Annotated in this window: 30 protein-coding genes; 1 reads left to right on the top strand and 29 read right to left on the bottom strand. The window is 55.8% G+C overall.

Annotated features, from left to right (window positions below):
• Nucleotides 1–598: terminase small subunit (locus tag ABEB25_RS23810; RefSeq protein ID WP_486360840.1), on the bottom strand; the 598-nt coding region annotated here is incomplete at its 3' end.
• A gap of 370 nt (nt 599–968) precedes the next feature.
• On the opposite strand from ABEB25_RS23810, the gene ABEB25_RS23805 reads away from it, so the two are divergent.
• Nucleotides 969–1,736, top strand: a complete 768-nt coding sequence (locus ABEB25_RS23805; protein WP_345738964.1) for an RNA polymerase sigma factor — start codon at nt 969–971, stop codon at nt 1,734–1,736.
• A gap of 32 nt (nt 1,737–1,768) precedes the next feature.
• Here ABEB25_RS23805 and sctU read toward each other — a convergent pair whose 3' ends face one another.
• The 28 genes from sctU to ABEB25_RS23665 form a co-directional block, all read right to left on the bottom strand.
• Entirely contained in the window at nt 1,769–2,815 is a 1,047-nt protein-coding gene (sctU, locus tag ABEB25_RS23800; protein ID WP_345738963.1) for a type III secretion system export apparatus subunit SctU, read from the bottom strand.
• 3 nt (nt 2,816–2,818) lie between these two features.
• A complete protein-coding gene (gene sctT / locus ABEB25_RS23795) occupies nt 2,819–3,595 on the bottom strand; it encodes a type III secretion system export apparatus subunit SctT (RefSeq protein WP_345738962.1) in 777 nt (258 codons plus the stop codon).
• A gap of 14 nt (nt 3,596–3,609) precedes the next feature.
• Nucleotides 3,610–3,879, bottom strand: a complete 270-nt coding sequence (gene sctS, locus ABEB25_RS23790) for a type III secretion system export apparatus subunit SctS (protein ID WP_345738961.1) — start codon at nt 3,877–3,879, stop codon at nt 3,610–3,612.
• Between the two features lie 20 nt (nt 3,880–3,899).
• Nucleotides 3,900–4,580 carry a type III secretion system export apparatus subunit SctR gene (gene sctR / locus ABEB25_RS23785; RefSeq protein ID WP_345738960.1) on the bottom strand — a complete coding sequence of 227 codons (681 nt, stop codon included), beginning with the start codon at nt 4,578–4,580 and terminating at the stop codon, nt 3,900–3,902.
• Nucleotides 4,577–5,548: a type III secretion system cytoplasmic ring protein SctQ gene (gene sctQ / locus ABEB25_RS23780; RefSeq protein WP_345738959.1), complete on the bottom strand. Its 972-nt coding sequence runs from the start codon at nt 5,546–5,548 to the stop codon at nt 4,577–4,579. The genes sctR and sctQ overlap by 4 nt, the downstream gene beginning before the upstream one ends.
• 43 nt (nt 5,549–5,591) lie before the next feature.
• Nucleotides 5,592–6,758, bottom strand: a complete 1,167-nt coding sequence (locus ABEB25_RS23775; RefSeq protein ID WP_345738958.1) for a hypothetical protein — start codon at nt 6,756–6,758, stop codon at nt 5,592–5,594.
• A complete protein-coding gene (gene sctO / locus ABEB25_RS23770) occupies nt 6,745–7,260 on the bottom strand; it encodes a type III secretion system stalk subunit SctO (protein WP_345738957.1) in 516 nt (171 codons plus the stop codon). The genes ABEB25_RS23775 and sctO overlap by 14 nt, the downstream gene beginning before the upstream one ends.
• A 4-nt stretch (nt 7,261–7,264) precedes the next feature.
• The gene (sctN, locus tag ABEB25_RS23765) at nt 7,265–8,596 is read right to left on the bottom strand and encodes a type III secretion system ATPase SctN (protein ID WP_345738956.1); all 1,332 of its coding nucleotides are present in this window, start codon (nt 8,594–8,596) and stop codon (nt 7,265–7,267) included.
• Nucleotides 8,597–8,600: 4 nt separating this feature from the next.
• Nucleotides 8,601–9,206 (bottom strand): HrpE/YscL family type III secretion apparatus protein, encoded by a 606-nt coding sequence (locus ABEB25_RS23760; protein WP_345738955.1) that lies wholly within the window; start codon nt 9,204–9,206, stop codon nt 8,601–8,603.
• Nucleotides 9,194–9,880, bottom strand: coding sequence for a SctK family type III secretion system sorting platform protein (locus ABEB25_RS23755; protein ID WP_345738954.1), 687 nt, complete (start codon nt 9,878–9,880; stop codon nt 9,194–9,196). Before ABEB25_RS23755 ends, ABEB25_RS23760 begins: the two co-directional genes overlap by 13 nt.
• 27 nt (nt 9,881–9,907) lie before the next feature.
• Nucleotides 9,908–10,648, bottom strand: a complete 741-nt coding sequence (sctJ, locus tag ABEB25_RS23750) for a type III secretion system inner membrane ring lipoprotein SctJ (protein WP_345738953.1) — start codon at nt 10,646–10,648, stop codon at nt 9,908–9,910.
• Nucleotides 10,649–10,695: 47 nt separating this feature from the next.
• Nucleotides 10,696–11,136 (bottom strand): hypothetical protein, encoded by a 441-nt coding sequence (locus ABEB25_RS23745; protein WP_345738952.1) that lies wholly within the window; start codon nt 11,134–11,136, stop codon nt 10,696–10,698.
• Nucleotides 11,133–11,540: a hypothetical protein gene (locus ABEB25_RS23740; protein WP_345738951.1), complete on the bottom strand. Its 408-nt coding sequence runs from the start codon at nt 11,538–11,540 to the stop codon at nt 11,133–11,135. The genes ABEB25_RS23745 and ABEB25_RS23740 overlap by 4 nt, the downstream gene beginning before the upstream one ends.
• Before the next feature lie 27 nt (nt 11,541–11,567).
• Nucleotides 11,568–11,828 carry a hypothetical protein gene (locus ABEB25_RS23735; protein WP_345738950.1) on the bottom strand — a complete coding sequence of 87 codons (261 nt, stop codon included), beginning with the start codon at nt 11,826–11,828 and terminating at the stop codon, nt 11,568–11,570.
• Between the two features lie 32 nt (nt 11,829–11,860).
• Entirely contained in the window at nt 11,861–12,145 is a 285-nt protein-coding gene (locus tag ABEB25_RS23730; RefSeq protein ID WP_345738949.1) for a hypothetical protein, read from the bottom strand.
• Between the two features lie 2 nt (nt 12,146–12,147).
• Nucleotides 12,148–13,548, bottom strand: a complete 1,401-nt coding sequence (locus ABEB25_RS23725) for an FHA domain-containing protein (protein ID WP_345738948.1) — start codon at nt 13,546–13,548, stop codon at nt 12,148–12,150.
• Nucleotides 13,545–15,575, bottom strand: coding sequence for a type III secretion system outer membrane ring subunit SctC (gene sctC / locus ABEB25_RS23720; RefSeq protein WP_345738947.1), 2,031 nt, complete (start codon nt 15,573–15,575; stop codon nt 13,545–13,547). The genes ABEB25_RS23725 and sctC overlap by 4 nt, the downstream gene beginning before the upstream one ends.
• A gap of 4 nt (nt 15,576–15,579) precedes the next feature.
• Nucleotides 15,580–15,972: a type III secretion system chaperone gene (locus ABEB25_RS23715; protein WP_345738946.1), complete on the bottom strand. Its 393-nt coding sequence runs from the start codon at nt 15,970–15,972 to the stop codon at nt 15,580–15,582.
• Nucleotides 15,973–16,024: 52 nt separating this feature from the next.
• Nucleotides 16,025–18,127 carry a type III secretion system export apparatus subunit SctV gene (gene sctV / locus ABEB25_RS23710; RefSeq protein ID WP_345738945.1) on the bottom strand — a complete coding sequence of 701 codons (2,103 nt, stop codon included), beginning with the start codon at nt 18,125–18,127 and terminating at the stop codon, nt 16,025–16,027.
• 14 nt (nt 18,128–18,141) lie between these two features.
• Nucleotides 18,142–18,540, bottom strand: coding sequence for a type III secretion apparatus assembly chaperone SctY (gene sctY / locus ABEB25_RS23705; protein WP_345738944.1), 399 nt, complete (start codon nt 18,538–18,540; stop codon nt 18,142–18,144).
• A 4-nt stretch (nt 18,541–18,544) separates the two neighbouring features.
• Nucleotides 18,545–18,943 carry a type III secretion apparatus assembly protein SctX gene (sctX, locus tag ABEB25_RS23700; RefSeq protein ID WP_345738943.1) on the bottom strand — a complete coding sequence of 133 codons (399 nt, stop codon included), beginning with the start codon at nt 18,941–18,943 and terminating at the stop codon, nt 18,545–18,547.
• Nucleotides 18,940–19,332, bottom strand: a complete 393-nt coding sequence (locus ABEB25_RS23695) for a CesT family type III secretion system chaperone (protein ID WP_345738942.1) — start codon at nt 19,330–19,332, stop codon at nt 18,940–18,942. Before ABEB25_RS23695 ends, sctX begins: the two co-directional genes overlap by 4 nt.
• Nucleotides 19,329–19,601, bottom strand: a complete 273-nt coding sequence (locus ABEB25_RS23690) for a TyeA family type III secretion system gatekeeper subunit (protein ID WP_345738941.1) — start codon at nt 19,599–19,601, stop codon at nt 19,329–19,331. Before ABEB25_RS23690 ends, ABEB25_RS23695 begins: the two co-directional genes overlap by 4 nt.
• Nucleotides 19,591–20,493: a type III secretion system gatekeeper subunit SctW gene (gene sctW, locus ABEB25_RS23685; RefSeq protein ID WP_345738940.1), complete on the bottom strand. Its 903-nt coding sequence runs from the start codon at nt 20,491–20,493 to the stop codon at nt 19,591–19,593. Before sctW ends, ABEB25_RS23690 begins: the two co-directional genes overlap by 11 nt.
• Nucleotides 20,494–20,617: 124 nt before the next feature.
• Complete coding sequence (locus ABEB25_RS23680; RefSeq protein ID WP_345738939.1) at nt 20,618–21,628, bottom strand: hypothetical protein; 1,011 nt, start codon at nt 21,626–21,628, stop codon at nt 20,618–20,620.
• Nucleotides 21,629–21,668: 40 nt separating this feature from the next.
• Nucleotides 21,669–23,084, bottom strand: a complete 1,416-nt coding sequence (gene sctE, locus ABEB25_RS23675; RefSeq protein ID WP_345738938.1) for a type III secretion system translocon subunit SseC family protein — start codon at nt 23,082–23,084, stop codon at nt 21,669–21,671.
• Complete coding sequence (locus tag ABEB25_RS23670) at nt 23,081–23,611, bottom strand: SycD/LcrH family type III secretion system chaperone (protein ID WP_345738937.1); 531 nt, start codon at nt 23,609–23,611, stop codon at nt 23,081–23,083. Before ABEB25_RS23670 ends, sctE begins: the two co-directional genes overlap by 4 nt.
• 31 nt (nt 23,612–23,642) lie before the next feature.
• Complete coding sequence (locus ABEB25_RS23665) at nt 23,643–25,001, bottom strand: hypothetical protein (protein WP_345738936.1); 1,359 nt, start codon at nt 24,999–25,001, stop codon at nt 23,643–23,645.
• Nucleotides 25,002–25,009 lie beyond the last annotated feature (8 nt).

The raw sequence follows: 25,009 nt of genomic DNA, 5'->3' as shown, positions 1-25,009 counted from the left end.
GGGGGGGGGGGGGGGGGGGGGGGGGGGGGGGGGGGGGGGGGGGGGGGCGGCCGAGGGTGTCTTGGCGGAGGCTGGGAAGGGCGTGGTCGGCCATGAGGGTTTGGAAGCGGGTGAGGCTTTCTTGGGAGCGAGGGGTGCCGGTGCGTTCGTGGGCGATGTTTTCGCGGCTGGCCATGGCGAGGAGGGCTTGCTCGGCCGGGGTGATGTCGGTGGGGGCGGGGGACTCGGCGGCGGGGAGGCCTTTTCCGAGGTGCCAGCCGCGCATGCGGCAGTAGAGGGTGGCTGCGCGCATTTGGGTGGGGCGGACTTCGCGGGTGCCGTTCATGACCTGCCAAAGCCAGACGAGCATTTCATGCCGGGTTTCGGGCATGAGCAGGAGGGATGGGCAATGGTGGTCGTGGAGTTCGGCGATGCGGGGGAGGCAGCCCCTTAGGTGAGTGATGCGGGCCTGGATGGCGGGGTTTTGGAGGAGTTTGCGGGAGCGTTGTTTGATGTTTTTGACGCTGTATCCGGCGTGGATGTAGGCGGAAGCGACGTCGTGGCCGGAGGCGCGGAGGGAAGCGAAAGTTTCGTGGCGAGGATCGGGGAGAGTGTGCATGGAAGGGTTCCAGGTTTGAATGATTTATCTATAATATAATGTTTTGCGATGGGTGGCAACTTGCGAGATTGGGGCTTGGTGGGGGGAGGGACACGTTGTGCGACGTTCGAGTGTTGAATGGCGACAGAGATGTGTGAATGTCGAAGGCCAAACGGCGTTCATCTGGACTGCCGCCTTCGCCCACGGAAGAGTCGGACGCGGCGCAGCGCGTCCCTACCCCTACTGATCGAAGAAGGCGAATGGGGCTTTGCGTTGCTGCGTGTGATCATTTTCCCGGTTTAGCGACGTTCTTTCCAACCGCTAAAGGCTTGCATTTCAGAGTTCTTAGGGCTTTCAGTAGCGCTCAATTGGCGCTGTTTCTCCGGTAACTATGTCTATACCCTTTCCCAATTCGAACAAGAACCTGCCCGAGGCCGTTGGAAAGCCCAAAGAAGCTTTTAAAACGACTCGTTGGAGCATGGTCATCAGGGCTTCCGATTTGGGAAATGAGGCGGCGATGAAGGATATGGAGCACCTGTGCCGTGCCTGCTGGTATCCGATCTACGCGTTTGTGCGGCGGCAGAATTACTCCCCTGAAGATGCCGAAGATTTGGCTCAGGGGTTCTTCGCGCATGTTCTGGAAAATAATGTCCTGTCCCATGCGGATCCTGAAAGAGGGCGTTTTCGCTCTTTCTTGCTCGGTGCGCTACGGCATTTTGTGAGCAATGAGGCGCGGAAACAGAGAACCGAAAAGAGAGGTGGGAAGGTTACTTTTGTTCCTTTTGAAATTGAGGAAGGAGAGGAACGCTTCGAACGTGAAATCGCCCATCCGGATTCCCCAGAGAAACTTTTTCAGCGCAACTGGGCCGAGAACCTCCTTCATCGTGCCGTGAAGGCCTTGGAAGAAGATTATGCTAGTTGTGGCAAGGAAAAGCTCTTCAAGGCGATGCAGCCTTACCTGGCGAGCAGTGCCAATCCCAATTCTTATGAAGAGCTGGCCCGAGAACTGGGCATGAGCACTGGCACTGTGGCAGTGTCTGTCTTTCGCATGAGGAAACGTTACGGGGAGCTCCTTCGTGCTGAGATCGCACAGACGGTGGAAGATCCCATGGACATCGAGCAAGAGATTCGTTTGCTGCTGGAGGCAGTGGCTTCTTAACTCTACTGAGTCCGGTTGGCGAAGGGGGGCGGTCAGTGCTGTTGCTCGTGAAATTCCTTCACCCAACGCAACACCTCAGCCATGGGTTCAATGAGGTTTGCGGGCACAAAGCGGTCCATGTCTACCTTTTCATACAAGGCGCGTGCTAAGGGAATGTGCTGCATGATGGGGATGCCTTCTTGCTTCGCCACCTCCACCATCCGTCGCGCCACGTCGTCCTCACCTTTGGCCAGAACTTTGGGCATTTGATTGTCCTCTTCCTGATAATAGATGGCGATGGCGAGGTGGGTGGGATTTGTCACCACGACGCTGGACTTGCGGGTGCGCTCCATGGTGTCGTTCATCACCATTTCCTGATGGAGCTGCTTGCGCTTGCCTTTGATCTCGGGGTTGCCCTCGCTCTCCTTATACTCGCGCTTCACTTCATCCTTGCTCATCTTCAGTTGTTTCGTGTGCTGAAACTTCTGGAAGAAGTAGTCTGCGGCGGCGATCACTATGTAAGCCAGGGTGATGTTCACCGCCAGCGTGCTGAGCATGGGTTTGAGAGACTGCATCACCCCTTCTTTGCCTGCATAAGGAATGCGGGTGAGGGGATCAAGGGCATCCCTTGTGACAAGGTAAATGAGGACGGCGATGATGATGACTTTGAGCGCGGACTTGCCAAATTCGACGAGGTTTTTCATCGAAAACATCTGCTTGGCCTTATCCAGAGGATTGATCTTTTTTAGCTCTGGTTTGATCGGCTCAAACACGAGCATAAAACCAACTTGGGAAAAATTCACCGCTATCCCCACAATCATGACTACTGCCAGCAAGGGGGCGGAGAGAAGGAGGATCTTAATGACAACGGCATAGAGCACTTCATCAACCACCTCTCGAAAAGGCTGGGTGTAAAATTCCGTGGGCAGCGTCATCAGCGCCTTGCATTCCTCGACATAAGGAAACCATAAAGCGGAGATGGTGACAAAGCACGCGATCGTCAAGGCGGCTGCGTTGACATCCTGACTCTTCGCGACCTGCCCTTTCTGGCGTGCGTCACGCAGCTTCTTTGGTGTGGGTTGCTCAGTCTTCTCGCTCATGACTCATTTAAAGAACCCCTGGTAAAAAAAGTTCCACTTCTCTGGCGTCATGATCTGGCCTTTGAAAAAGTTCAGCAGGAAGACGAGGTAGAAAATAATGAGCAGGGAGGCGATGCCGCTTTTCACTGGCATGGCCAAAAAGAAGACGTTCAATTGTGGGCTGAAGCGGTTCATCAAACCAAGGCCAAATTCGGCAATGAACATGGCGATGATGATGGGTGCCGAGTAGGTGACGATGAGTCCCATGATGCCGTCGAGGAGATTTAGACTGGCCATGGCAAAGGTGGGCTGGAACTGGGGGAAGTAGGAGAAGACCGGCCAAGTCAGGTAGCTGTCATAGACGATCGTGAGAAAGGCGGAGAAGCCGCCACCGAGGAAGAAGAGCACGCCGAGCACCTTGGTAAACAAGACGCCAAAGAGAGAACTGCTGCCGCCTGACATGGGATCAAACATTTCCGCCATGGAACTGCCACGCTGGTTATCGATGAAAAAGCCGGTGCCCTCAGCAATCCAAAAAACCAGGCCAGTGCCGAAACCGATCAACATGCCGATGGCGATTTCTTTGATCAGCACGCCCAGGAGGAACAAAGGCCAGAAGCTATTTTCAGGCACGGTGATTCCTGATTGGAGGGTTATGGGGATGGCCATCAGGCTCAGCGAGATGATCACGACCTGGCGCGCCATGCCTTGGATGAACTGATCGCCAAAAAAAGGAGAAATGAGCAAGGCCGACATCATGCGCGGCACTGTAAAGGCCACGATGAGAAAGATCGTTCGCACATCCTGGTCATTCATCATCGCCGGAGAGTCGGAAAGGTGTCAAAGATATGCAGCGTGAACTTGAACATCTCCGCGCCTGTCCAGCCGGCTGTGAGAAGCAATACGACGGTGACAACGATCAGTTTGACCGCGAAGCCGAGCGTCTGTTCTTGCACTTGCGTCAGGGCCTGGATCAAGCTGACCAACACGCCCACCACGGTGGCCACGATGATGGGTGGCATGGACAGAATCAGCACCAGAATGAGGGCCTGATTGGTCGTTTCGAGAAGAAAGTTTTGGTTCATTCGATGAAAAAGGCAATGGATTACCCGCCCCCGCCTGCGGCCGGGATGACATAGGTGAGAACGAGCCCGTGAATCAGGCGTGCCCAGCCATCAATGAGCACAAAGAGCAGGAGCTTGAAGGGCAGGGAAATGGTCATCGGGGACACCATCATCATGCCCATGGCCAAAAGGATGTTGGACACGATGAGATCAATCGCAATGAAGGGTAGGTAGAGAAGGAACCCGATTTGAAAAGCTGCGGTGAGCTCACTGACTGTGAACGCGGGGATGAGGACAAAGAAACTGTTGTCAGAGATCTCAATCTTCGATTGATTACCCCACACACGGCGTGCTGTATCGAGGAAAAACTTCTTCTCATGTGAGGACGTGTGCCTGTCTAAGAACTGACGAATGGGCGTGCTGCCCTTCTCTAAGACCACGCGCAGCTTGGCGGCATTGAAGTCTTTAAAATCTTCGTTTTCCACGGAGGCAAAAGTCGCCTGGCCCACCGGGGCCATGATGTAAATGGTGAGAATAACAGCGATGCCATTGAGCACCATGTTGGGTGGGATTTGCTGGATCCCCAAGGCATTGCGCACCAGGCTGAGCACAACCACCAGCTTTACATACGAGGTCGCCATGATCGCAAAGAACGGGGCCATCGAGAGCACCGCCGTCAACAAGATCAGCGTGAGAGGATCGGGGATTTGAAAAGAGGTCATGATGCAGAAAATTCCGTGACCCGCACTCCGAGGTGATCTCCCACCTCAATAAGTTCGCCTCGGCCAATTGTTTTGCCATTGGCACAGATGAGCAGCCCATCGCCTGAGGAGATGGGCAGTTCAAAGGTGAAGCCCGGAGCCAAGTGGCGCAGCTCGCCGACGGTGAGGGTGGTCTGGCCGACCACGAAGGTCAGTTCGATTTCAAGATCATTGACGGATACGGACGCGGCGTCTCCCATAGTGGTGGCGGGTTTGGAGGTCAGGTGTTTGAGGGTAAAAGTGCTGGCCTCTAAGTGGCCTTTGCCCAAGGCTCTGCGGGCGGCATTCAGAGTGCACTCGCGCTGGCTCTGGTAGCTCTTCAAGTCGGCCAGCAGCACATCGTGCAACTCCAGCGCCTGCAAGTCGGCCAAGCTCACATGCATGGTTCCTGCGATGAGATCTATCGGCACAGGAATAACTGCATCATCTGCGCTTGGGGAGACCGGTGCACGCTCCATCAAGCTGGCGAGATGGGCCAATGCGGCATCATCTCCGGCGATGCTGCCATGCATCCAGTGCGATTCATGACCGCGATGGATGCTCCATTGAATGATCTCCGCCGATGACTGGCGGAAACTGAAGGGCTCCATGCTGAGAATGCTGACATCAATCCCGGCTTTAGTGAGTGCGGTGAAGATTTCTCCGAAGGATGACTCAATAAGACCGCAGGCCAGTTCACCAGGAAGGTCATGGAGATCTATGCCGGCAAGCTCAGGGGATACCCAGGCGAGTTCTGGCAGGCGGTTGATTTCCACCTGCAAAGCATGACCGCCCATGCGGATCTGGAGGCTCCAGCTCCCACGTGGGCGCTGGAGAAGATTCGAGAAAACAAACTGCGTAGGTTGCGCGTTCCAGGTGAAGTTTAACGGGCGGTTTTTTCCCGCAATGCGATTGGCCAGCCGAATGAATTCTGAGCGTGATCTGGACATGGGCAGGGGATGGAGGGGGTGGCTCACTCTGGTATGGGGTGAGTTATTGAGGAGCATCCTGTCCGGTCATGTCCCAGGGGGTGTGGCGATTGCGGGAGCGCCCGTCTTCCGGCTGACCGCCCTGCTGCTGCACGTTGACAAGGACAGCATCCGTCAGGTTTAGCCGCTCATTGAGACGTTGTGTGAGAAGCGGAGAGGCCTCATTGAGGACACGCGCCCAATAGCCGGAGGTGGTATCAAAATCGACGCGCAGTTGCCCGCCTTGTTCACGCCAGACACGCACCTCGGTTCCGGGCATGACGGACTCTGCGAGCTGAATACGGACTTCCTGGGTCTGTCCATGGAGGGGATCCGTGACGAGTACGCGGTCTGCCATTTCTGTAATCAGCGCACTGAACTTCTCTACACGCTCGAGATGCTCAGGTTGGCTGACGGAGGTTACGGCATGGGCGGTAGATGCTGATGACTGAGTGCCAAGAGATTGCAAAATCACCTGACCCAAGTTGGGCGTTTCTTGTTCTGGCATTTCAAGGGTAGGTGGGAAATCAGCGGAATCTTCAAAAGGACTTTCTTGGACAGCACCAGCCTGGGATGGCAGGGCTTCAATAAGTGCCCGAATCTGTGCGAGGGTTTCTTGCTGATCGTTCAAGTCTCCTTTATTCTGAGCCAGTGCATCGCGCACTTGGATCAATAGAGGCAGAGAAGTAACTGGTAGTGTTTCTTCACTGAGCAAAGATTGCACGATTTCCAACACGCGTGTGGAGCCGCTGTCTTTAGCTTCAACCGGAGTAGTGATGGGTTGAAAAGCGGATGAAGCTTGAGTGGGGTGGCCTAGGAGGGCACGCAGCGCCTCAATGAGTCCGGGGTCTGGGAATGTGGAATCTGAGGAAGCGGTGGATTTTGTGGTAATGGTGACCTCTGAATCTTTCCCCGAAGAGCTGAGGGGAGCAGATGAGGGGGAATCAGTGAAAGGTGATTTTTGTGAGGAAATGAAATGAGCCGCCAGCTCATGAGTTTCGGAGATTGTCCCCGCCTCATCGCCTGAAAGCTGCAATGCATCTTTCTCCACTGATTCGTTTTGCGGCGCAGTGATCAATGAACGCAGGGCTTTTAAGGCAACTGGATTCGAGGTGCCAAAAGCGGGAGGCAAGCTGTGATCCTCAGCTATTTGGCGAGAGGAGCTGACGTGAGTGGATTCAATTGAGTTCATATCGAGTGTTCTCCGGGTGCATGCCAAGGTCGCTGTTTTGAGGGCTGATAAAGTCCTCGAGTTCGAGGTCTGCTTGGCGCTCGGCTTCGTGGTTTTGCTCCACCTGCCATGCGGCACGGTGTTCAATGAGCTTTTCGAGATCTTGGGTGGCTTTTTTGTAGGCCAGCTTGGCGTTATCAAGTTCTTCTTTGGCGCGGTCGAGCTCGCCTTGAGCCTTGTGAACTTGATCCATGAAATCCAGCTCCCGTTCACGCATGGCTGAGATCTCCAGGCGCAGGTCTGTGATGTCACCGAGTTTGACAGGCTTGCGCATGATGGACTGAATGAGCCGCTCCTCCTCGGCGATCCGCCATTGGGTAAAGTCTGCCAGGGCCTTTTGCTTGGCCTCCAAGTTTTCCTCCGCCTCCACCACGGCACGGCGCGCACGGGTGACGGCCTTGCTGGCTTTGTCCTCGCGATGCTCGCGGACAAAGACCATGTCTTGGAGTGGGTAGCGCAGCATGGGTTTATCTTGCGAGTTGGATCATGGCCTGTTGAGTCTGATCGAAGCTGCTCGGCTCGTTCATGCCTTGTTTGAGGAAGGTGTTGATGGCATCCATCTTGGTGATGGCTTCATCGGCGGCCGTGTCGCTGCCTTTCTTGTATTCACCGATGCGGACGAGCAGCTCCACTTCCTGATACTTGGCCATGAGGCTGCGGATTTTGCCTGCGGCGCGCTGATGGTCTGAAGTGTTGATGGCGGTGAAAAGTCGGCTGACGCTGGCCAGCACATCAATGGCGGGGTAATGATTGGCCGAGCCCAATTTGCGACTCAAAACGATGTGACCATCCAGGATGGAGCGTGTTTCATCGGCCACGGGCTCAGTCATGTCATCGCCTTCGACCAGGACGGTGTAGAGGGCTGTGATGCTGCCTTTGTCTGAGCAGCCTGCGCGTTCCATCATTCGGGGTAGCGTGGCAAATACGGAGGGCGGGAAACCACGGCGGGTGGGCGGTTCACCTGCTGCGAGACCGATCTCACGCAGGGCACGCGCAAAGCGGGTGACGGAGTCCATCAGCAAGAGGACTTTTTTGCCTTGATCGCGAAAGTATTCGGCGATCGCTGTGGCCACGTAAGCACATTTCAAACGCTCCATGGAAGGGCGGTCCGAGGTGGCGATGACGGTCACGGCTCTTTTCACCCCTTCTTCCCCAAGATCACGCTCCAGGAATTCACGCACCTCACGTCCGCGTTCGCCAATGAGCGCGAGCACCACGATGTCTGCTGAAGTGTTGCGGATGATCTGGCTCAGCAGCGTGCTTTTTCCGCCTCCGGCAGCGGCAAAGATGCCCATGCGCTGGCCTTCGCCACAGGTGAGCAGTCCATCGAGCGCCCGCACGCCGAGGCTGATCGGGTGGGTGATCAACTGCCGGGTCATGGCATTTGGGGGATCGGCTGTGACGGCGTAATGGGCTTCGATCTTAAAGGGACCTTTTCCATCGGAGGGATGGCCGAGACCGTCCAAAACACGGCCGAGCATTTCTTTGCCCACGGGTACTTGGTGGACCTCCCCGGTGGGGATGACCTCTGTGGTGGAGGAGATTCCCATGAGCTCCCCCAGGGGGGTGATCAGAGCGAGATTCTTGGAAAAGCCCACCACTTCTCCCAAGATGCCTTCATCTTCCCAGGGGTTTTTCAGGCGACATAGTTCACCGATTTTTGCGCCTGGTGCATAAGCTTTTAAGATCGTGCCGGTGACCTGTGTCACGCGACCGCGCAAGCTCAGGGGCTGCACGGAATCCATGCCGTGCTGCAAGCGCGCGGTGAGTGAATTGAAGTCAAAGGTCGGCAAGTTCATGAAGTCATTTCATCGAACGAATGAGGGCCTTCTCGATGGCCTTGAGCTGGGTCTCGAGCGTGGCATCCACGACTCCGATCTCGGTTTCCAAAATGCAGCCATTCTCAGCAAGGCGCTGATCCGGCTGCACATCGAGAAAGTGAATCTTCGGAAAGGTCTGCATGATGGTGCTGATGCGGTTTTTGATCCAATCGGCCTGACCGGGGGAGACCCGGATGGTGATCTGGCTCTCATTGCGGGTGCTTTCCAGGGCGCGTCGGACGAGCCGCTCCACGACATCCCGCTGATCCATTTCACCAATGACCTGACGCACAGCACGCATGACGAGATCCACCATGACGTCTTCGACCTTGGAAAAATAAACCGCACTCTGCCCCATGCATTCGACGATGTGTTCGGCGATTTTTGTTTTTCCTTCTTCCTGGCCTTTGAGGAAACCCTCCTCGCGCTTTTTTTCGGCATCGGTCTCCGCTTGCTGGCGGATGAGCGCCGCTTCATGGCGTGCGGCTTCGAGGATGCGCTGCCCCTCTAGGATGAAACTGTGCTCATCCCTTTTCAAGATCTTGGAGGCAGGTGCCACCTTGACGCCACTGTTCTCTAAGCAAAGCATTTGGATTCTCCTGCGGTTAAAACTTCACGGCTGATCTGACGGACCCGGTTCCAAGCGCGGTCACGCAATTCGGGGGGCACGCGCCAGGTCACTTTTTCTGCTATTTGGAGCGGAAATTTGAGCGCCAGTCGCTCGCATACAGCGTCGCTTTCATGGCTGCAGGAACTGGCCAGGACATTCCAGCCAATGTCCATCACATGGTCAATGAGTGAAGTTTCCGAATCGGGCAGGATCGCCTCATTTTCTGGTACGATGAGCCGGGCACGCCGCAGGGCAAACGCGTGTGCATCTTCGCCAATGGATGCCTTGATTTCCTGGATCTGCTGACGTCCGATAACGGAGGTGATGCGAGGCCAGCAAAGTGCGGCTCCGATGTAGCGGGCCAGGCGGGTCAGAGTCTCGGGGCTTAACAGAGCGATCCGTAGACGCGGTTCCTGAAAGTCCAAAAATGGATCGCAGGCATTCAAATGAAGTGCACGGGTGAGCCAGGACGCGAGGTGGTGATGACCGTGACTGCCAGTCGCGAGGACGCGGATCACGGCCGCCTCAGGGAAGCGGGCAATGACTTCAGGATGCAACCAGAATTGAGGGCGATAATTGAAGTCAAAGATGACCCGAAACAAGTCCGGGTTGGTCTTTGCCTGGCTCGCATACCAGCCGCCGTGCGTGCTCATGAAGGAAGGGTAGGGGTGGATGAAGGCTCAGGGGGTGGCTTTTTTGCGGAGCAGGCCTAACAATAGAGATGCAAACAGGAAGCCTGCGCCGGCGCTGCCTGCGGGGATGGCCCAAAATGGAAGCTTGGTTTGCCATTCCTGGAGGGGATTTGCGGCCTGCGTTTTCGGTGGCGGCGGGATAGCATCAGCGGGACTCATGATGAGCTCCACATTTTCAAAAGTGAGGCCCTCCACCGACTTGGTGACGAGGTTTTTCAAATCTGGAGTGATGCTTTCGACATCATATCCTGCGCGATATTTGATGAAGACTGAGGCTGAGGCGGGCAGGGTGCTGTCACTCAGCGGATCATTGTTGGGAAGGGCAATGTGGACTTTCGCCGCGACGACGCCATCCACCTTCATGAGGGTGTCTGAGAGCTCCTGACAAAGAGCATCAATGAAGCGGATGCGCTCCTCCGTGGGTGAGCTGACCAGACCGCTTTTTTGGAAAACGTCCCCCATCTTCATGAGCTTTTGACGTGGCAGGCCGAGGGCTTGCAGCGTTTGCATTGCCAGCGGGAAGTCCTCAGCCGGCACCTGCAGAATCCACATGCCTTCTTTGCCCGCCAGTTTCACGCAGTCGATTTTCTGCTCCAGCAGGTGCGCCATGATTTCATTGGCCTCTTCCTCTCGGAGTTCACTGAACAGCGGAACCTTGCTACAGCCTGCAAGAAGGAGGGTCAGGAGCAGGGGTAGCAGCCAACGGAGTTTAGAGAGGAGGGATCGCACGGGTAAGAAAAGAAGGGCGTTAGAATATTTAGGGACACACCGCAGCCTCAGCCGCCTTTGCTGAGTTCCTTGATGGTGTTGGTGCCGGCCTTCGAGGCATTGTCCACGCCCATGACGGACATGGTCCAGCGGGCCACCTCGACCTGGAGTGACATGAGCTCGCCGAAATTGTTGCCGAGTTGCAGAGGGTCGTTTGCGGAGATGTGCTCAAGCTTGGTGGTGATATTACTGAGCGAGTCGTTGTAGCCCGAATTGAATTTGGCGACGCCCTCCAGGATGGAGTCTCCCAGAGTGCGAAAGCCGCTTTCTTCGATCTTGCCGGGGGGAGGCGTTAGACCGACCTGGACGTTTTCACCCGTGGGCTGCACACCCGCGACGAGTGTGCGGAGACGATCCAGATCTGCTGAGGATGAAGCCGCGAGAGTGACGGGTAACGATTGGGTGAGTGCCGCTGGGGCAGAAGCAGCGGACAGGACAACAGGAGTCATAGAAGTTTTAAATGGGGTTTAAGCTGGTCTGGTGTCATGGCCAGGACGTTGCGTGCCATGAGGGCAGCATCAGCGTCCGTGGTCTGTGTGGCGACATCATGGAGAAGTGCGCGGCCCTCGTCTTCGTCCCCGTGCAAACGCAATGCCACACCGAGGTGGGCACGTGCCAAGGCACTGTCGGGATTCAGATCGAGGGCCCCCTCTCGCAGTGTCTTTACCGCGACTTCGTAATGGCCCGACAGCAAAGCTACAACAGCAGCTCCGATAACGGGTAGTTCACTCTCAGGACGCACAGCACCCACACCGTCAAAGATGGCAATGGCCTCCTGATGAAGGCCGTTCCATGCGGCAGCATAACCCGCACGCATGAGCAGACGCACCAGCTCTGAATCAATGTGAACCATGGCTTGAAGTGTTTGGCTGGACGGGGATTAGCGCAGGTTGGAGACGGCGTTTTTGGAGGGCTCCTGAATCGCCTTGACCAGGTTGGAGACAGCGGTAGCTGCATTGGTGACCTGGTTCACACGCATCTGAAGGAGCACGACTGAACCGGGATCGGAAAAGTCGGTGGTGCTGGCATCCGTGATGACCTGAGTGGTTTCGGTGTTGAGGGTATTGGCCATTCCCGTGATGGTGGTCCAGATTTGGGAATTGCTGCCAAAGAGAGGTGGATCGAAGTCGGTGACTGGCATTGAGGTAGTGTGTTGGATGTTGCGTTGGCGGTTTAGTTTTCGTGGGCCTTCTCCGGCTGGAGCTTTTGAAGCTTCACGAAAAATTCGAGGACGCGTCCAGTGGTCTGGAGGCTGTTGGAAAGTCGGCTCAGATCGTCAAACTCACCGCGTGAGAGCCCGGCATCCTGGTAGGATTTGATCTGGCCTTGCCAGGCGTCAAGATAGGTGGTGACATCCGCGTAAAAGCTGCCCTCGGAATCGGCAGAAAGGATTTCAACGAAATCGGGGGTGTCGATTCGGGCCTTCAAAGCAGGATCTGTGAGCGGATCTGAGGACATGGTTAGGGAGCGGCAAAAGAATTGGATTTCATCACCACATCCCCCTGACGGAGGGTACGTGATTCGCCTTTTTCGATGATCGTGACACTATCGGCCTCGATCTTGGCGACGGTGCCGCCGTAGGGCAGCCGGGCACCGATGAAATAGACGCCGCCCGTGCTGAGACGGACATAACTGAGCCCGCCTTCATCTGCACGAATGGCCGATATGGCAGATTCGGGTGTATCAATGGTGTCGGTGCTGATGAGGTAGTCTGTAACGGGATCTGGCAAAGGAGGTGATGTCTGTGCTGAGACGGGATTCGGGGATGGTGCGGGTGGGGACGGCTGTGGACTGGCTGCCGGAGCTGTGGGCGTGTTTGGAGCAGCGCTCGCGTAGCGGGGCGCCGAGACGTCAACGATGCGTGGCACCGCTGGTGATGGGGCCTCGATCTCAACACTGTCCTCAATTTCGCTGACGCCGGGCACTTCCGTGAGGAGGAGCTGCTTCATTCTCATCCACGGATCTGCAGATGGGAGTTTGCCGGCGATTTTCAGTTTGCCTTCGCTGAGGCTGGAAACTGTCAGTGGCAGATTTTGAGATTCGATGAGTGTGCGAGCACTTGAGGCGATCTTTTCCAGGCTGTAAATTTTAGTGCGCATGCCTGGAACCGTGGCACGAAGAGCTGCCTGGAGTTCCCGCTGCTTGCTTTCGCTGTCAACGTAACCTGTCGCGGTCAGACGTCCGGCTGCTTCGTCAATCTTGATGGAGCCAAGCAGTCCCAGCTCTTCCACGACTGATTGAGCGCGCACCAGAGGCCTGTCGGCCACATCTGAGTTGCTGTCGCCTGTGGCATCCTTGCTGGTGAAGTCATTGAAAATAATGGCCCAAACCAGCAAGACAACGATACCTGCGACAATGCCAAGCACTGGCCCGAGCTTGGAAGATCGCTGCGGAGCTGGTGGCAAGACTGTATTGCCATCGGCGACGATGGGCTTGAGTCCTGATGATGGAGGCCCGCTGTCCGTTGGTTCGGGTGTTCCTTCTGCCGCGACAGGGGGCTCAGTTTCCTTTTCCACTTCGGGAATATCCGCCGCGGAAAGTAGCGGCCAGGCACCCTCTGCAGGACCCAAGACGAGATGAGAACCGCCGATCGTCAAGAAGGCGAAGTCCGGCACCTTTTGACTGGCTTCACGCACGCGCTTGCCATTGATGAAAACCCGTCCCCCCAGGGCTGCTGCGACCATGCCGGAGGCCGATAAATCCAATTCTACGTGCTGGGGTGCAACAAGCACATCATGAAGAACGACGTCACACTCTCCATCGCTACCGATCAGGGTTTTGCCGGCTAATAGGCCGATCTCCGCGCCCTGATGCGGACCCGCGATCACCTTCAGAAGCCATTGTTGAGATGCAGCGCTCATGGCCGAGACGGGTAAAAGGGTTTCGGGCGTTTTTCGTTGCCAGAAGGGCTAGCTTCCGGCATGGGCGCTGCCTTTGGAACATCGTTAAGGGGTGGCAACAAGGCGTTAGGCCGCTTGCCGTCGTCGACGCTATCATCTTGCGAATGGGCCGTGCTTGCAGCTAGACGACGCGCCAGATCTTCGACCTTGTCGCGTGAAAGATGGTCGTCCGAGAGATGGCTTGGCAAGGCAAGTTCATTGCCCGCCGTATCGCTGTAATCGGCGGGATTGGTTGCTTCGGTACGCAAATCAACAATTCGCGGTGTGATGAAGAAAAAGCGCTGGGTTCGCTCATGATTGCGCTCGTTGCGGGAGAACAGCTTACCCAGGCCAGGCACCTTGGCGAGCAAGGGTACCTGGCGGGTGTTGCGCACGCGGCGCTCCACGGAGTAACCTCCCAAAAGGAGCGTCTTGTTTTCTGGCACCATGGCCTGGGTATTGATGGCGCTTTCGCGAGTGGAGGGGATTTCATCCACCCGGGTGTCTGAGAAACTGCCATCCGTGATATCAATCTGAAGGCGGAAATCATTGCGCGGGCCCTCCTTCACGATTGTGGGAGTCACGCGTAATTGAACGCCGGTTGTTACATCAAAGAGATCCACTTGGAGATTGCCTTCTACCCTCACATAAACCTTCTCGTCGGTGCGGATTACAGCCTGGGTGTTTTCCATGGTTAAAACTGAAGGGCTGGATACGATTTGCCCTGCGCCCACTTGCTCAACTGCGCGCAAACGCGTGAGCAGTTCATAACCACCCGCACTGATCAGGGCGGTGGCATTCAAGCCTGCACCGCGCGCCAGATTGGCATTGTCAAAGAAACTCGCCTGCTGGCCCTGCGTGTTGATGCCATCAAAAATCCCCCGGTCTGCATCGAAGCCCAGGCGACCGTTGTCATTGCCGTTTTTTCCGAGCCCAAGCAGCTCGATGCCGACATTGCGCAAGTTGTCGGAGTCTATGTCCACAATGGCCGCTGTGATCTCGATGGCTTTGGTGGAGACATCCAGCATCTTGATCAGCTCTTCATAAAGCGGCATACGAGCGGCGACATCGCGCACCAAAACCGCATTCAAGCGGACATCGGCCACGATCATCGGCGCACGCGGATCATTGCGGTCGTCCTCGGCCGTTCTTGGGCTGCGGTTGCCTGTGGCCTGTTGCTGAGAGCCCGTGGGATCGTAAGGATTAAAGGGCCTTGGCGGTGTGGCCGCATCAGGATTGCCGACCGCCGCCAAACCCTTGCCGCGAAGGCCGGGCCGCGTGACTCGGTTCATCGTTTCTTCCACGCCGGTGGAAAGCAGGCTGCCCACGGGTTGATTGGTCATTAGGTTCTGCAAACTTGTGACGACGCCGGGGATGATGCGGCTGGCGCTGCCTGTATTGACCGTCGAGTCACCCGCACTCGCATAATTCAACCGGAAGGTGCGCACGGTGATCTGCTCGTTGATCCTCTGATTCTCCTGGCTGTCGAGATCACGGGCCAAAGCCTCCGTCGCCTGAATGAACTGTGGCCCGCCGACAAGAAGCATCACACCCTGGCGATGCCCCATTTTCACCTGTACCTCACGCCCCTTGGGGCCACTGGCATAGCCGACGCTGAAGAGCACTTCATTCAGAGATTCTGGCGTCAAGTAAGGCAGGGTCAGCGGGCGTGAGAGAACCTCATCCGCACTTTCAATGATCATGCGCACACCGTCATAGAACCACACAAGTTCATTCGACTCGCAAATCAGATCAAAGAAGCGCTGAGTTTCGACCTCTTTGAATTGGCCGCTGGTCACGCCTTTGACACTGTCGCTGATGCTGATTGGCAGGTTTTGGGAGGTGGCGAGGTCCTTGAGAAGATCTCGCACGGACATCTGCTGGACGTTGAAACTGACCCGCTTGGTGCGCCATGGAATGCGGTCGTACTCTTGGGCACATAGACTGCCTGACAGCAGGAGTAGAAAGGCCAGAAAATGGCAGATGATAGGGATTAGGGAGGAGTTCATCATCTCAAGGGTGAGCCAGCCAGTTTTTCCAAAACTCAAGTTCGTTCAGCAAAGCTTCCGCCGTCTGGAAGAAGGCAGGGATGGAGACATCTGGGCCGTCTAAAGAGTGCCAGAGGATCAACTCATCCGTCGCTGGCTCGATGCTGAGGACCTCCTCGCGGCCGAGCTTTCCAAAGCGCACGGCTTGCAGAGTCAGGCAACTGGTGAGCAGGGCTTGAAGGGAAATCTGGCGTAGAGCAGCGATTTCATCGGCTCTGCCGATGACGCCGACCAAGTTCACTCGGCCATTGTTGAGAAGGCTGAAACGCAGTTCCTGCTCCTCGACTTGGATGACAAAGACGCCCTGTTCATTTGGGAACGGAGTCGCAATGCCTAGCTCCTCACAAAGTTGAGCCATGGGCTCGCGAAGGGTGTCGTATGATGGCGATGTCGTATTCATCACGAAGGCGTCAGGCGGCGATCCGGCCCAGAGGTTGGATGGTGATTTCTTCGGTGAGCTCCTGGTGGCTCAGGACCGGCAGCTCATAGAATTCCTGTTCGATGAGCTTCCGGGTGTAGCGCCGTACATCCAGCGAAGTCAGCAGGACGGGGCGTTGATTGCTTTCCATAATGTCCCCAACTTCTTTGCGCACTGAGGCGAGAAGGGCCTTCACCGTCATTGGCTCTAAAGCGAGATAAGCACCGGCAGAGGTCTGCCGGACGGCCTTGCGGATCTTTTCCTCCAGGCCTGGCTCGAGCAGATACACAGCCAAGATGTTTTGCCCCCGGCTGAATTTGTAACTGATGTAACGTTTCAAACTCGCACGGACATATTCTGTCAGCAGAACTGCCTCTTTCTCCTTTTGGCCCCATTCGATGAGGGCCTGCAGGATGGTGCGAAGGTTGCGGATGGAGACCTCTTCCTGCACGAGACGCTGAAAGACTTCGGTGATTTTTTGTACGGGCAGGACACGTTGCACTTCCCTCACCACTTCGGGGAACTGGGCATCCATTTGTTCCAGCAGGTACTTGGTCTCCTGAAGGCCGACGAAGTCCCCCGCATAACGTTTTAAAATGATGCTGAGGTGATAGGTGAGGACCTGGGTGGGTGCGAGGTAGGGGACCTTGGCTTTCTCCAGATCTTTGACACTGTCCAGCGGCACCCAGAGGGGCAAAAGGCCGCGGAGGAAAGGTTTCTCTTCTGTGAATGGGATGCCCAACATGCGCAGGGAGTCTGCCCTTTCACGGGCCAGCACACAGTTTACCTGGAACTGTCCTTCAGCGATGGGCACCTCATGCAACAAGATCTTGTATTGGCCAGCAGGGAGCGATTCATTGAAACGTAAATGGATGCCAGGGAAAGGCACTCCGAGATCGTGATACAGGGCTTTGCGGACCCGGATCAGCTCCTCGTTCATGGCGTTGGCATCGACGACCTCCTGGCTCGCTGCGGAAACATCCATGAGCAGGGGGACCGTGACGGAAAAATCATCGCCATCATCCCGCTTCTGTTTCAGTGCGGGTTTGGCTCCGCTTGCGGCAGCAGCGGGCAGGTTGCGCTTGTCATGATTGACCGCAGCGGGTGCGTGTTGGGTCTGAAAATTGGCGTAACCGATGACCCCTGCGATGAGGCCCAATATCATGAACGGGATCTTGGGAAAACCTGGGATGAGAGCGAAGGCAAAGAGAAAGCCTGCGGCGATCATCAATGCTTTGGGCTGGGACAGCAGTTGCCGCCCCACATCCCCACCGAGCGCACCACCTTCCTCTTCATTACCTACGCGGGTCACGATCATGCCGGCCGTGATGGAGATCAAGAGCGCGGGAATCTGGGATACAAGGCCGTCGCCAATGGTGAGGATGGAATAGGTGGTGACGGCCTTGCCGAGTTCCCAGCCCTTTTGCAGGGTGCCGATGGCAATGCCAGCCGTTATGTTGATCGCGGTGATGATCAGGCCGGCGATGGCATCGCCTTTCACGAACTTCATGGCACCATCCATGGAGCCATGCAACTGGCTCTCTTTCTCGATCATGCTGCGGCGCTTTTTGGCCTCTTCCTGAGTGATGTTGCCGGCCCGCAAATCGGCATCAATACTCATTTGTTTGCCTGGCATCGCATCCAGTGTGAAGCGTGCCGCCACCTCGGCGACGCGCTCGGCCCCTTTCGTGATGACCACAAATTGAACGATGGTGATGATGAGGAAGATCACCACCCCGACGATGAAATTTCCCCCCACGACGAAGTTGCCAAAGGTAAAGACAATCTCGCCCGCATGCGCCTCCAGCAAGATGAGCCGGGTGGTGGTGATGTTCAGCGAAAGCCGGAACAATGTGGTCACCAGCAGCATGGCGGGAAACGTCGAAAACTCCAAGATGTGCGGCACATACATGGACAGCATGAGCAGAAGCATGGAGATCGAAAGATTCACCGCCAGCAGCACATCCAACAGCCAAGGAGGCACCGGCATGATCATCATTGAGAGGATCAGCACCACCACGACAGCCATGATGATGTCGTAGTATTTTGTCCCTTTCGAAAGGACGTTTTGAACAGAGGAGAGCATGGAGGCCATGAGAGTTGGGCAGGTCAGTGTCTTTCGTGGTTAAGGAGGCTGGCCAGGAAATCCCGTGCCGCTTCTTCCTGGCCCTGCTGCCAGAGGGCTTTGGCAAATATCAAACCCACTGGCACCCGCAGAGGGGCTTCACATTGTTTATAAGCACGCGTCGCCACACGTGCGGCGGTGACGGGTGATCCTGCCAGTAACTCCGCAAGAGCCAAGCAGCGCTGTACCTCAGCATCGTCTGGGAACGCACGATAAACGAGGCGCAGCAGCACGCGAGCTTGATCAGGTTTTCGCTGCTCCAAGTGCAGATACGACATGGTCATCATCCAGTCGCGCTGCCGCGTGCCAAGAGCTAAAAAGACAGGCAAGGATTCCTCCTTTTCAGAGAAGTGGCTGCTGTTGATTTCGGGAGAGGTATTCATGATGTCAGCCCTTCAGCAAGGCATAGCGATACTGTTCTCCCAAATCATGAACTGCCCTGAGGTGGTCAAGCAGGTGGATAGCTTCGTGCAACTCCTGAATCACCGCTGGGTCTGTCTGCGTATCGGATTCCATGCGCAGTGCCTGCATGACTTCATCCCGCAAAGGGTGAAACACACTTGGATGCAAGACGCTCTGATCGCGCACCCGGGGCCGCAAAGCATCCAGCACGACTTTTTCAAAAGTCTCTGCCTCTAGCATGGCCTCTAACTGCTGCTCCACCGCGGCATTGATCGGCTGAAGATGCGAATCATCTGGAAGCAAAGGTGCTGGAGATTCGTCCCCGATTTCGATAGAGGTGAGACCAATGCGCGGCTGAAAGGCTTCTGGGAGGAGCTGCATCATTTGGGCCGTGTAAATGTGCTGCTTTGATCTTGCAGTCCGGTGAGCCAGTCGAGTGCCTGGTGCACGTTTGGGAGTGTGAACTGATAAGCATCCATGCGGATCGCAAAGAGCAGTTCCCCCTCCCGTGCCAGACCTGCCCGTGCGGGGAAGGGGGCTGGATTGCGATAGTGGCAGAGCTCTAGCAGACGGGCACATGCGGCTGAATCAGGAGGCTCAATGCGCCTCATCAGGCTCAGGGAAACACTCTCCCGGCTCTCACCGATCAGCTCAATGGCCAGCACTCCAAGTCGCTCCATGTCAAGAACCAGGGTGCCGTCTTCCCGCAGAACCAAATCACTCATTCCAATGGAGCGACCAAATTCTGCCACTGTGTCGGATATCAGGGTCACGAGTTCACCTCCTCGCGTGAGATTTCCGTATCCATGGCTTGCTGCAGGGCATCGAGCATTTTTTCGCGTGTGTCAGCGGCGGGATACAGCTTTAAGGGAATCTGCCGCACTTGTTCACGGAGTTGGGTGAGGAAGTAGATGCGCATCTCCGAAGATTTGATGCCGAGTTTGTTGGTGATTTGAATGAAGGCATTGGGGTCTATCCACCGTTGCGTGGTCATCTCCAGCAACTCACGCATAAGGTCATGGGCTGTGTATTCATTGGCCATGCGTGAAGGAAAATGATGAGGCGGTTGGAGAAGGGCGTACTTTGTCCACCAGCTCGGCCAGCACCCGATAGAGGTTTCCCATTTGCTGGACGTAATTGATGTTGTTCACCGCCGTTTCGAGATGGGCGGACTCAATGGAGGGGCCCATGCCATGGGCATCCAGGTCACTGCCCGCCGCCTGTATCAAAAAGTCCAAGGCCTGGGTGAAGCGGCTCTCCCCATAGCGCCCCATAATGGCTTGATACATGTCTGAAACAGTCGGGCGACCGAGCACGGCGTAGCGGTAGAGATCCCGCAATTTCTCCAGTTGTTCGAGACCTTGCTTGGAAAAGCTAAGCACATCAGAGGCGATGTTGATGCCTGCGCGGATGGCGGGTCCGGCCTCTTTGAGCAGCGTTTCCTTTACTGAACTGACCTTGCCTAGAAGTGCGTCATGCCCGCCTTCGTTCTTCAATGACTCTTCAGCAAAAGCAATGGCTGCATACTGCTCGGACACATCGCTAAACTCGCGCTTCAGCATGTCGCGGATGTCCTGCTCGCTGGCCTTTTCTCCCTTCTGCTTCAGTGCATCAAGAAACTCATGCAACTTGCGGGGCGTCTGCGAATCGCCCATCATGTTGACGTATTTGTCTGCCAGCTCGGTGGCATTCAGGCGCAGGGATTCTTTGGAGCCAGCCTTGCGTTCAGAGAGTTTTTTCTCAACCTTTTCCGAGGCAGCAAAGGTCATCTCTTCAGCAGCATTGGCCAGCGAGGTGGAGGCATCTTGCTGAGTGACCGTCTGGCCTTTGATGCTGCCTTCCTGGCGCTGCGCCTGGGCGAGGCTGTCTGCCAGTCCTTCTTTGCTTGAGTAGGAGCTGACAAGTGCGCGCACATCCGGGCCGATGGCACTCATGGTGTCACCTCCCGGCTCTTAACATACAGATGTTGCGCGGCATCCAAAAACACGATCATCACTGCCTTTCTTAACCTTTCCTGGATCGCGGATTACACGGTCAGAAAGTATTTCATGAGAGACATTAAATGTTGGCTCTCTGAAGGATTTGGTTCTGGCTGGAAAGAAAGTCTTGATAGAGCTTTAGAACCATATCGGAGAGTGACTTGGCAATGTTGGCCAGCTCCTCCGTGATGGATTCTGCCTCCTGCAAAAGTTTCTGCGTCGCCTCAAATTTCTTTTGGGTCACGCCTGCAAGATCGGCTTCGAGTTTTAACACTGCAGCATCCTCCTTCATCTTAGCGGAGGCGAGACCTGCGCCGCCGGAGACGATCTGGCCGAAAGCCTGGCCCACTCCGCTGCCTAGTTGCGCACCCATGAGGCCAGCCCCAGACTTCGCGCCGTAGGCGCCACCCCCTATGGTGCTGGCAATGGATAGCGCCCCAGAGATGATGCTGCCGATGGCCTCTGCGCGCGCAGCCTCAATTTCCTTTATGGTTGAAGCGTAGTTCTTCTCCGCCGCGATCTGCATCTGCTTTGCTTGGTCCAGCACGTTGTCGTATTGAGCCATCACCAGGTGATGTTTTGCTTCACCGGCGAGTTGACGAAGTTCCTGCGCAGCAATGAGCATCTTCCCCAGGAATTCGGCAAAATCCGGGTAGGTGCTGCTGTTGATCATGTCAAAGAGTTGCGTCTCCGCCTTCTTCGCCTGCTCTTCAATGCCTGTGAACATCTGGGTCAGCGACGCCGCATTTTCCTGAATGAAGGACTTGCCGCCCTTGATCATGCTGGCTGCGATATCTCCGACCTGCTGATTGAGCAACAACACGGCAGCCGTTGTGGTCATTCCCTTGAGCGCATTCAGATCTAGGTTTTTGAGCTGCTGTAACACTTCATTGAGCGCGATGTCTTCCGGGCCGATGAGGGGGAAATTCAGCGTGATGGCCTGGGGGGATGTGCCGTGGATATTCTCGGTGCCCGAGGTAATGCTGACCGTCAGGGTTTTGTTTGTGGAACCGGTTGGCTGGGACTGATTCGGGTCCGTGACCTGTGACGGTGTGGTGGTCGGTGTGGAAATGCTGAAGGAGACGTTCATAGGGCTGGTAGAAAATTGAGTGTTATGAAACGACAAGGAATCAGGCGGCCTGGAAGCGCATCAAGTCCTTCATCGAACTGGCAGTTTCGTCAGCCGCATTGAAGATGGAGGAGATCGTTTCCATGGAGGACTCCAGCATGTTTTGAAGGTCCTCCTGAAGTTGCTCGATGGTCTTTCGCAGCAATTCGATCATGGCCTGGATGGCTTTGGCCTGTGCTTCGGCCTCATCTGCTTTGCGCCGTGCTTCTGCAGCGTCCTCACGGATGTCCGCGACGATGACTCCAGCCACGCCCTGGGTGATTTGGTTAGAGCCTTGAATGATGGAAGCGGTAATGGCCTGCCGTGCAGCAAGATCCAGGAAGGGCCGCAGGGCCTGAAACAAGGATTCCTTCATGATAGCGCCTGCGGCTTCCAGGGCCGCTTTTTTGGCAGCTTCTTTGACTCCCGCCGAGGCACCTTCTTTGGCGGCAGCTTTAGCGGCGGCCTCTGCGAACTCCAACGCAACTTCGGACGGCAGCCTCTTGATGAGTTGCTCGGTTCCTTCTTTGAGCGCCTGCTTGCCTGCCTCTTCGATGCCTTCTTTGGTCAGTTCCAGGGCAAGTTTCTGGGTGCCTTTGCTGGCGATTTCCTGGAATAGTTCTCCACCGATTTTTGGCAACTGTTGCATGATCTCCTTGGTGGACAGTTGGATGCCTTTCTCAGCCAGCTTCCCTGCGGCCATGGTGGCACCTTGACGGATGCCACTGACCATCGCGCCGAGGCCGCCGACCATTGCCGCACCCATGGCGACATAACCCAGAATTTCGGTGGCCTTGGTCATGCCTTGAATGGCCTTGTCATTGAGAAATCCGCCACCACCGGCGGCTTTGACGACTGAATCTACCGCCATGACTAGATTGATGACGGCTGAAGCCGCGAGCGCTGCCGTCGCCGCAAATAAACCTGCTGCTGCCGCAACGTTCCCTGTGAGTGCATAACCAATGGCCGCAATGGCGGTAAAGACTGCGGAAATGATGTCAAAGATCGCTTTGAAGAAGTTGGCGATGGCTTGGAAAATATTTACTTTCTTATCAGCCTCCCGCTTCTTCTCAGCTTCCTTCTCGATATTCTTCATCTGGTCCTTCATCTTGTCGAGTTGCTCACGATTCTCGCGGTTCAGCTCGTTCAGGCGGCCTTCGATTTCGTTCTTGGAGACGGCCGTCATCAGCTCATTCAGCGCATCTTGCAGTAGGCCGATGCGGAGAGTCAAATCGGCGGCGCTCATGTTGAGCTTCGGAGCGGACAGTTGCATCACGCCGTCCTTGGGGGGCAGCATCCCTGTCGAATCAACCGTGCTAAGCAGGGTCAGAGCTTTGGTGAGGGACTCGGTGGCTGTCTTTTTGACTTCCTTCAGCGTGGTGTGGAGGGAGCCCGGGTCGAAGCCGGCGATGGTGGACGGATTGGTCGTGATGTTCATGGCTTGGCTTCGGCGTTTTCGCTTTTGGAGAGCAGTTCGAGAAGGTTCTCCGCCTGCTCCACGATCCCGGCATGCTCTGGTTTCTTCCGGGAGACAAAAATGCAGGCGTGGAGGGCCCCTTCAGCATCGGCAACCTTGCCTGCCGCTAGGAAGCATTTGGCCATCATCAGCGGTGGCAGCGGATCTTCCATGTCCAGCATGGCCAAGTAACCATAAGCCTTGATGGCCAGATCATACTTCTTCTGCAATTCTCGGCTGGCGGCGAGGCCGGTCCAGTAGCGACGCTCGAAGTGATTGAGCACGCTCAGAAGTTGGAAAATCCGCTCGGCCTCATCATACTTGCCCGCGTTGTATTGATTGTAGCCCACCATGTAGATGACCTCCATGCTCTGTGGCGTGAGGTTGGTGAAATCCTGGTAAGTGCGGCCATTGGCCCCGAACTTTTCAAAGAAGTTTTTCCAGTCTTCGGGGGAATCAAATGGCAGGCCACCTGCTGCGGACTTGGCGGTTTCGTTGGGCATGGTCATGGTAGGAAAAGGGGGGCTTTTATGTTTGAAATCAGGCCACATTGCGGATTTGGCTTTTCACGAGGCCATCCATTTTTTCTTGAATCTTGCTCAACACTTCATAGGCCTGGTTGAAGCGGTTCAGTGTAGTTTGATAGTCCAGCATCGCGTCCTGCGACTGGGTGGATTTGCGGTCAATGTAGGCCTTGAGGCTGCTGCGGCTGCTGCCCCATTCGGAGTAGTTTTGCTGGTCGTCATTGCCGTTGTTTTCGTAGAGCATGCTTCCCTTTTTCGCGTTGGTGGCTTCAAAGAAATCCATGTTCTGTGTTTCGAAGCTCAGGTCTGGATTCACTGTCTTGCCATCGGCTGATTGGGCGCGTGTTTTACCCGCCTGGGCTTCTAGATCAGCATAGGCAGAGTTGGCCTTGGCTAGGTCGTCGCGTATTTCGGAGGTGACGGCTTCTTTCATGTTGAGCTGCCCCCGCAAGATCCGGATACGCGCCTCCGTGAAGTAATAAAGATACATGCTCGGAGACAGGTTGACGGTGTTGTACTCGAAGCCGTAGGCGTTATTGACCAGAGGTTGCAGATTCTGATCAACCTCGATGTAGATTGAGTTGGTGTTTCCATTCCCTGTTGTCGACACTTTAGCGTCCACGGCCTGACCGTTGAGGGTGCCTGCAACGGTGATCTTGTTGATATCTGAAACAGGCGCACCTTTGGCGATGAGGAAGTAACGGAAAATGGGATTGCCATTCGCATCCACTTGGCCCGTCTTCTGGGTCGCCACCCGGTCATAGACAACGTTGGGGCTGTTGGCGGTTGGCAGCGTGCGCTCTGAGATGGAAGTGACAACGTTGACCGTTTCAGACGGATTGTTTTTCATCTTGTTCCCCTCGGCGAAGACGGCGTCGATCCAGGCCGAGTAGGCGTCATACACGATGTGTCCGCCCTCCCCGGCACCCGCTTTGAGCACGGCCTTGTGCTGTTCAGGTGTCGTCATATTGCTGAAGTTATTGCCATCCCAGATAGTACCCAGAGATGTTGTTTGTGGCCCGTTCCTCAGCAAGTCCTGGCCGCCTCCAGAGTAAGTGGCCTCGCTATAAAAGAAGCCTGCCGGCACCGTGATGGCTCGGTACTCAGAACGTTTGAGCATGATGGCCAGCACCTCTTCCATGAATTCGCGCTTCAGATATTCCTTGTCGTAGGGGAAGTCTTCGTTGCCGACCTTGGCTCCATCCGTGATGACGTTCTGGAAGTTGGCGATGCGTTGATCGAGCGCGAGAATCTCATTCTTGATCGCATCATTGGCGTTGTTGCGGAAGTAGTCCAGGTGCCCTTGGTTGCCATTGGTCGTCCCAGTTGCATACAGGTCGGCGAGGGTTTGTGTTTTGAAGTTGATGGCTGCCATGATTCGAA

Source organism: Prosthecobacter algae (genome assembly GCF_039542385.1).
Classification (GTDB): Bacteria; Verrucomicrobiota; Verrucomicrobiia; order Verrucomicrobiales; family Verrucomicrobiaceae; genus Prosthecobacter; species Prosthecobacter algae.
This window is presented reverse-complemented; position numbering and strand designations above follow the sequence as displayed.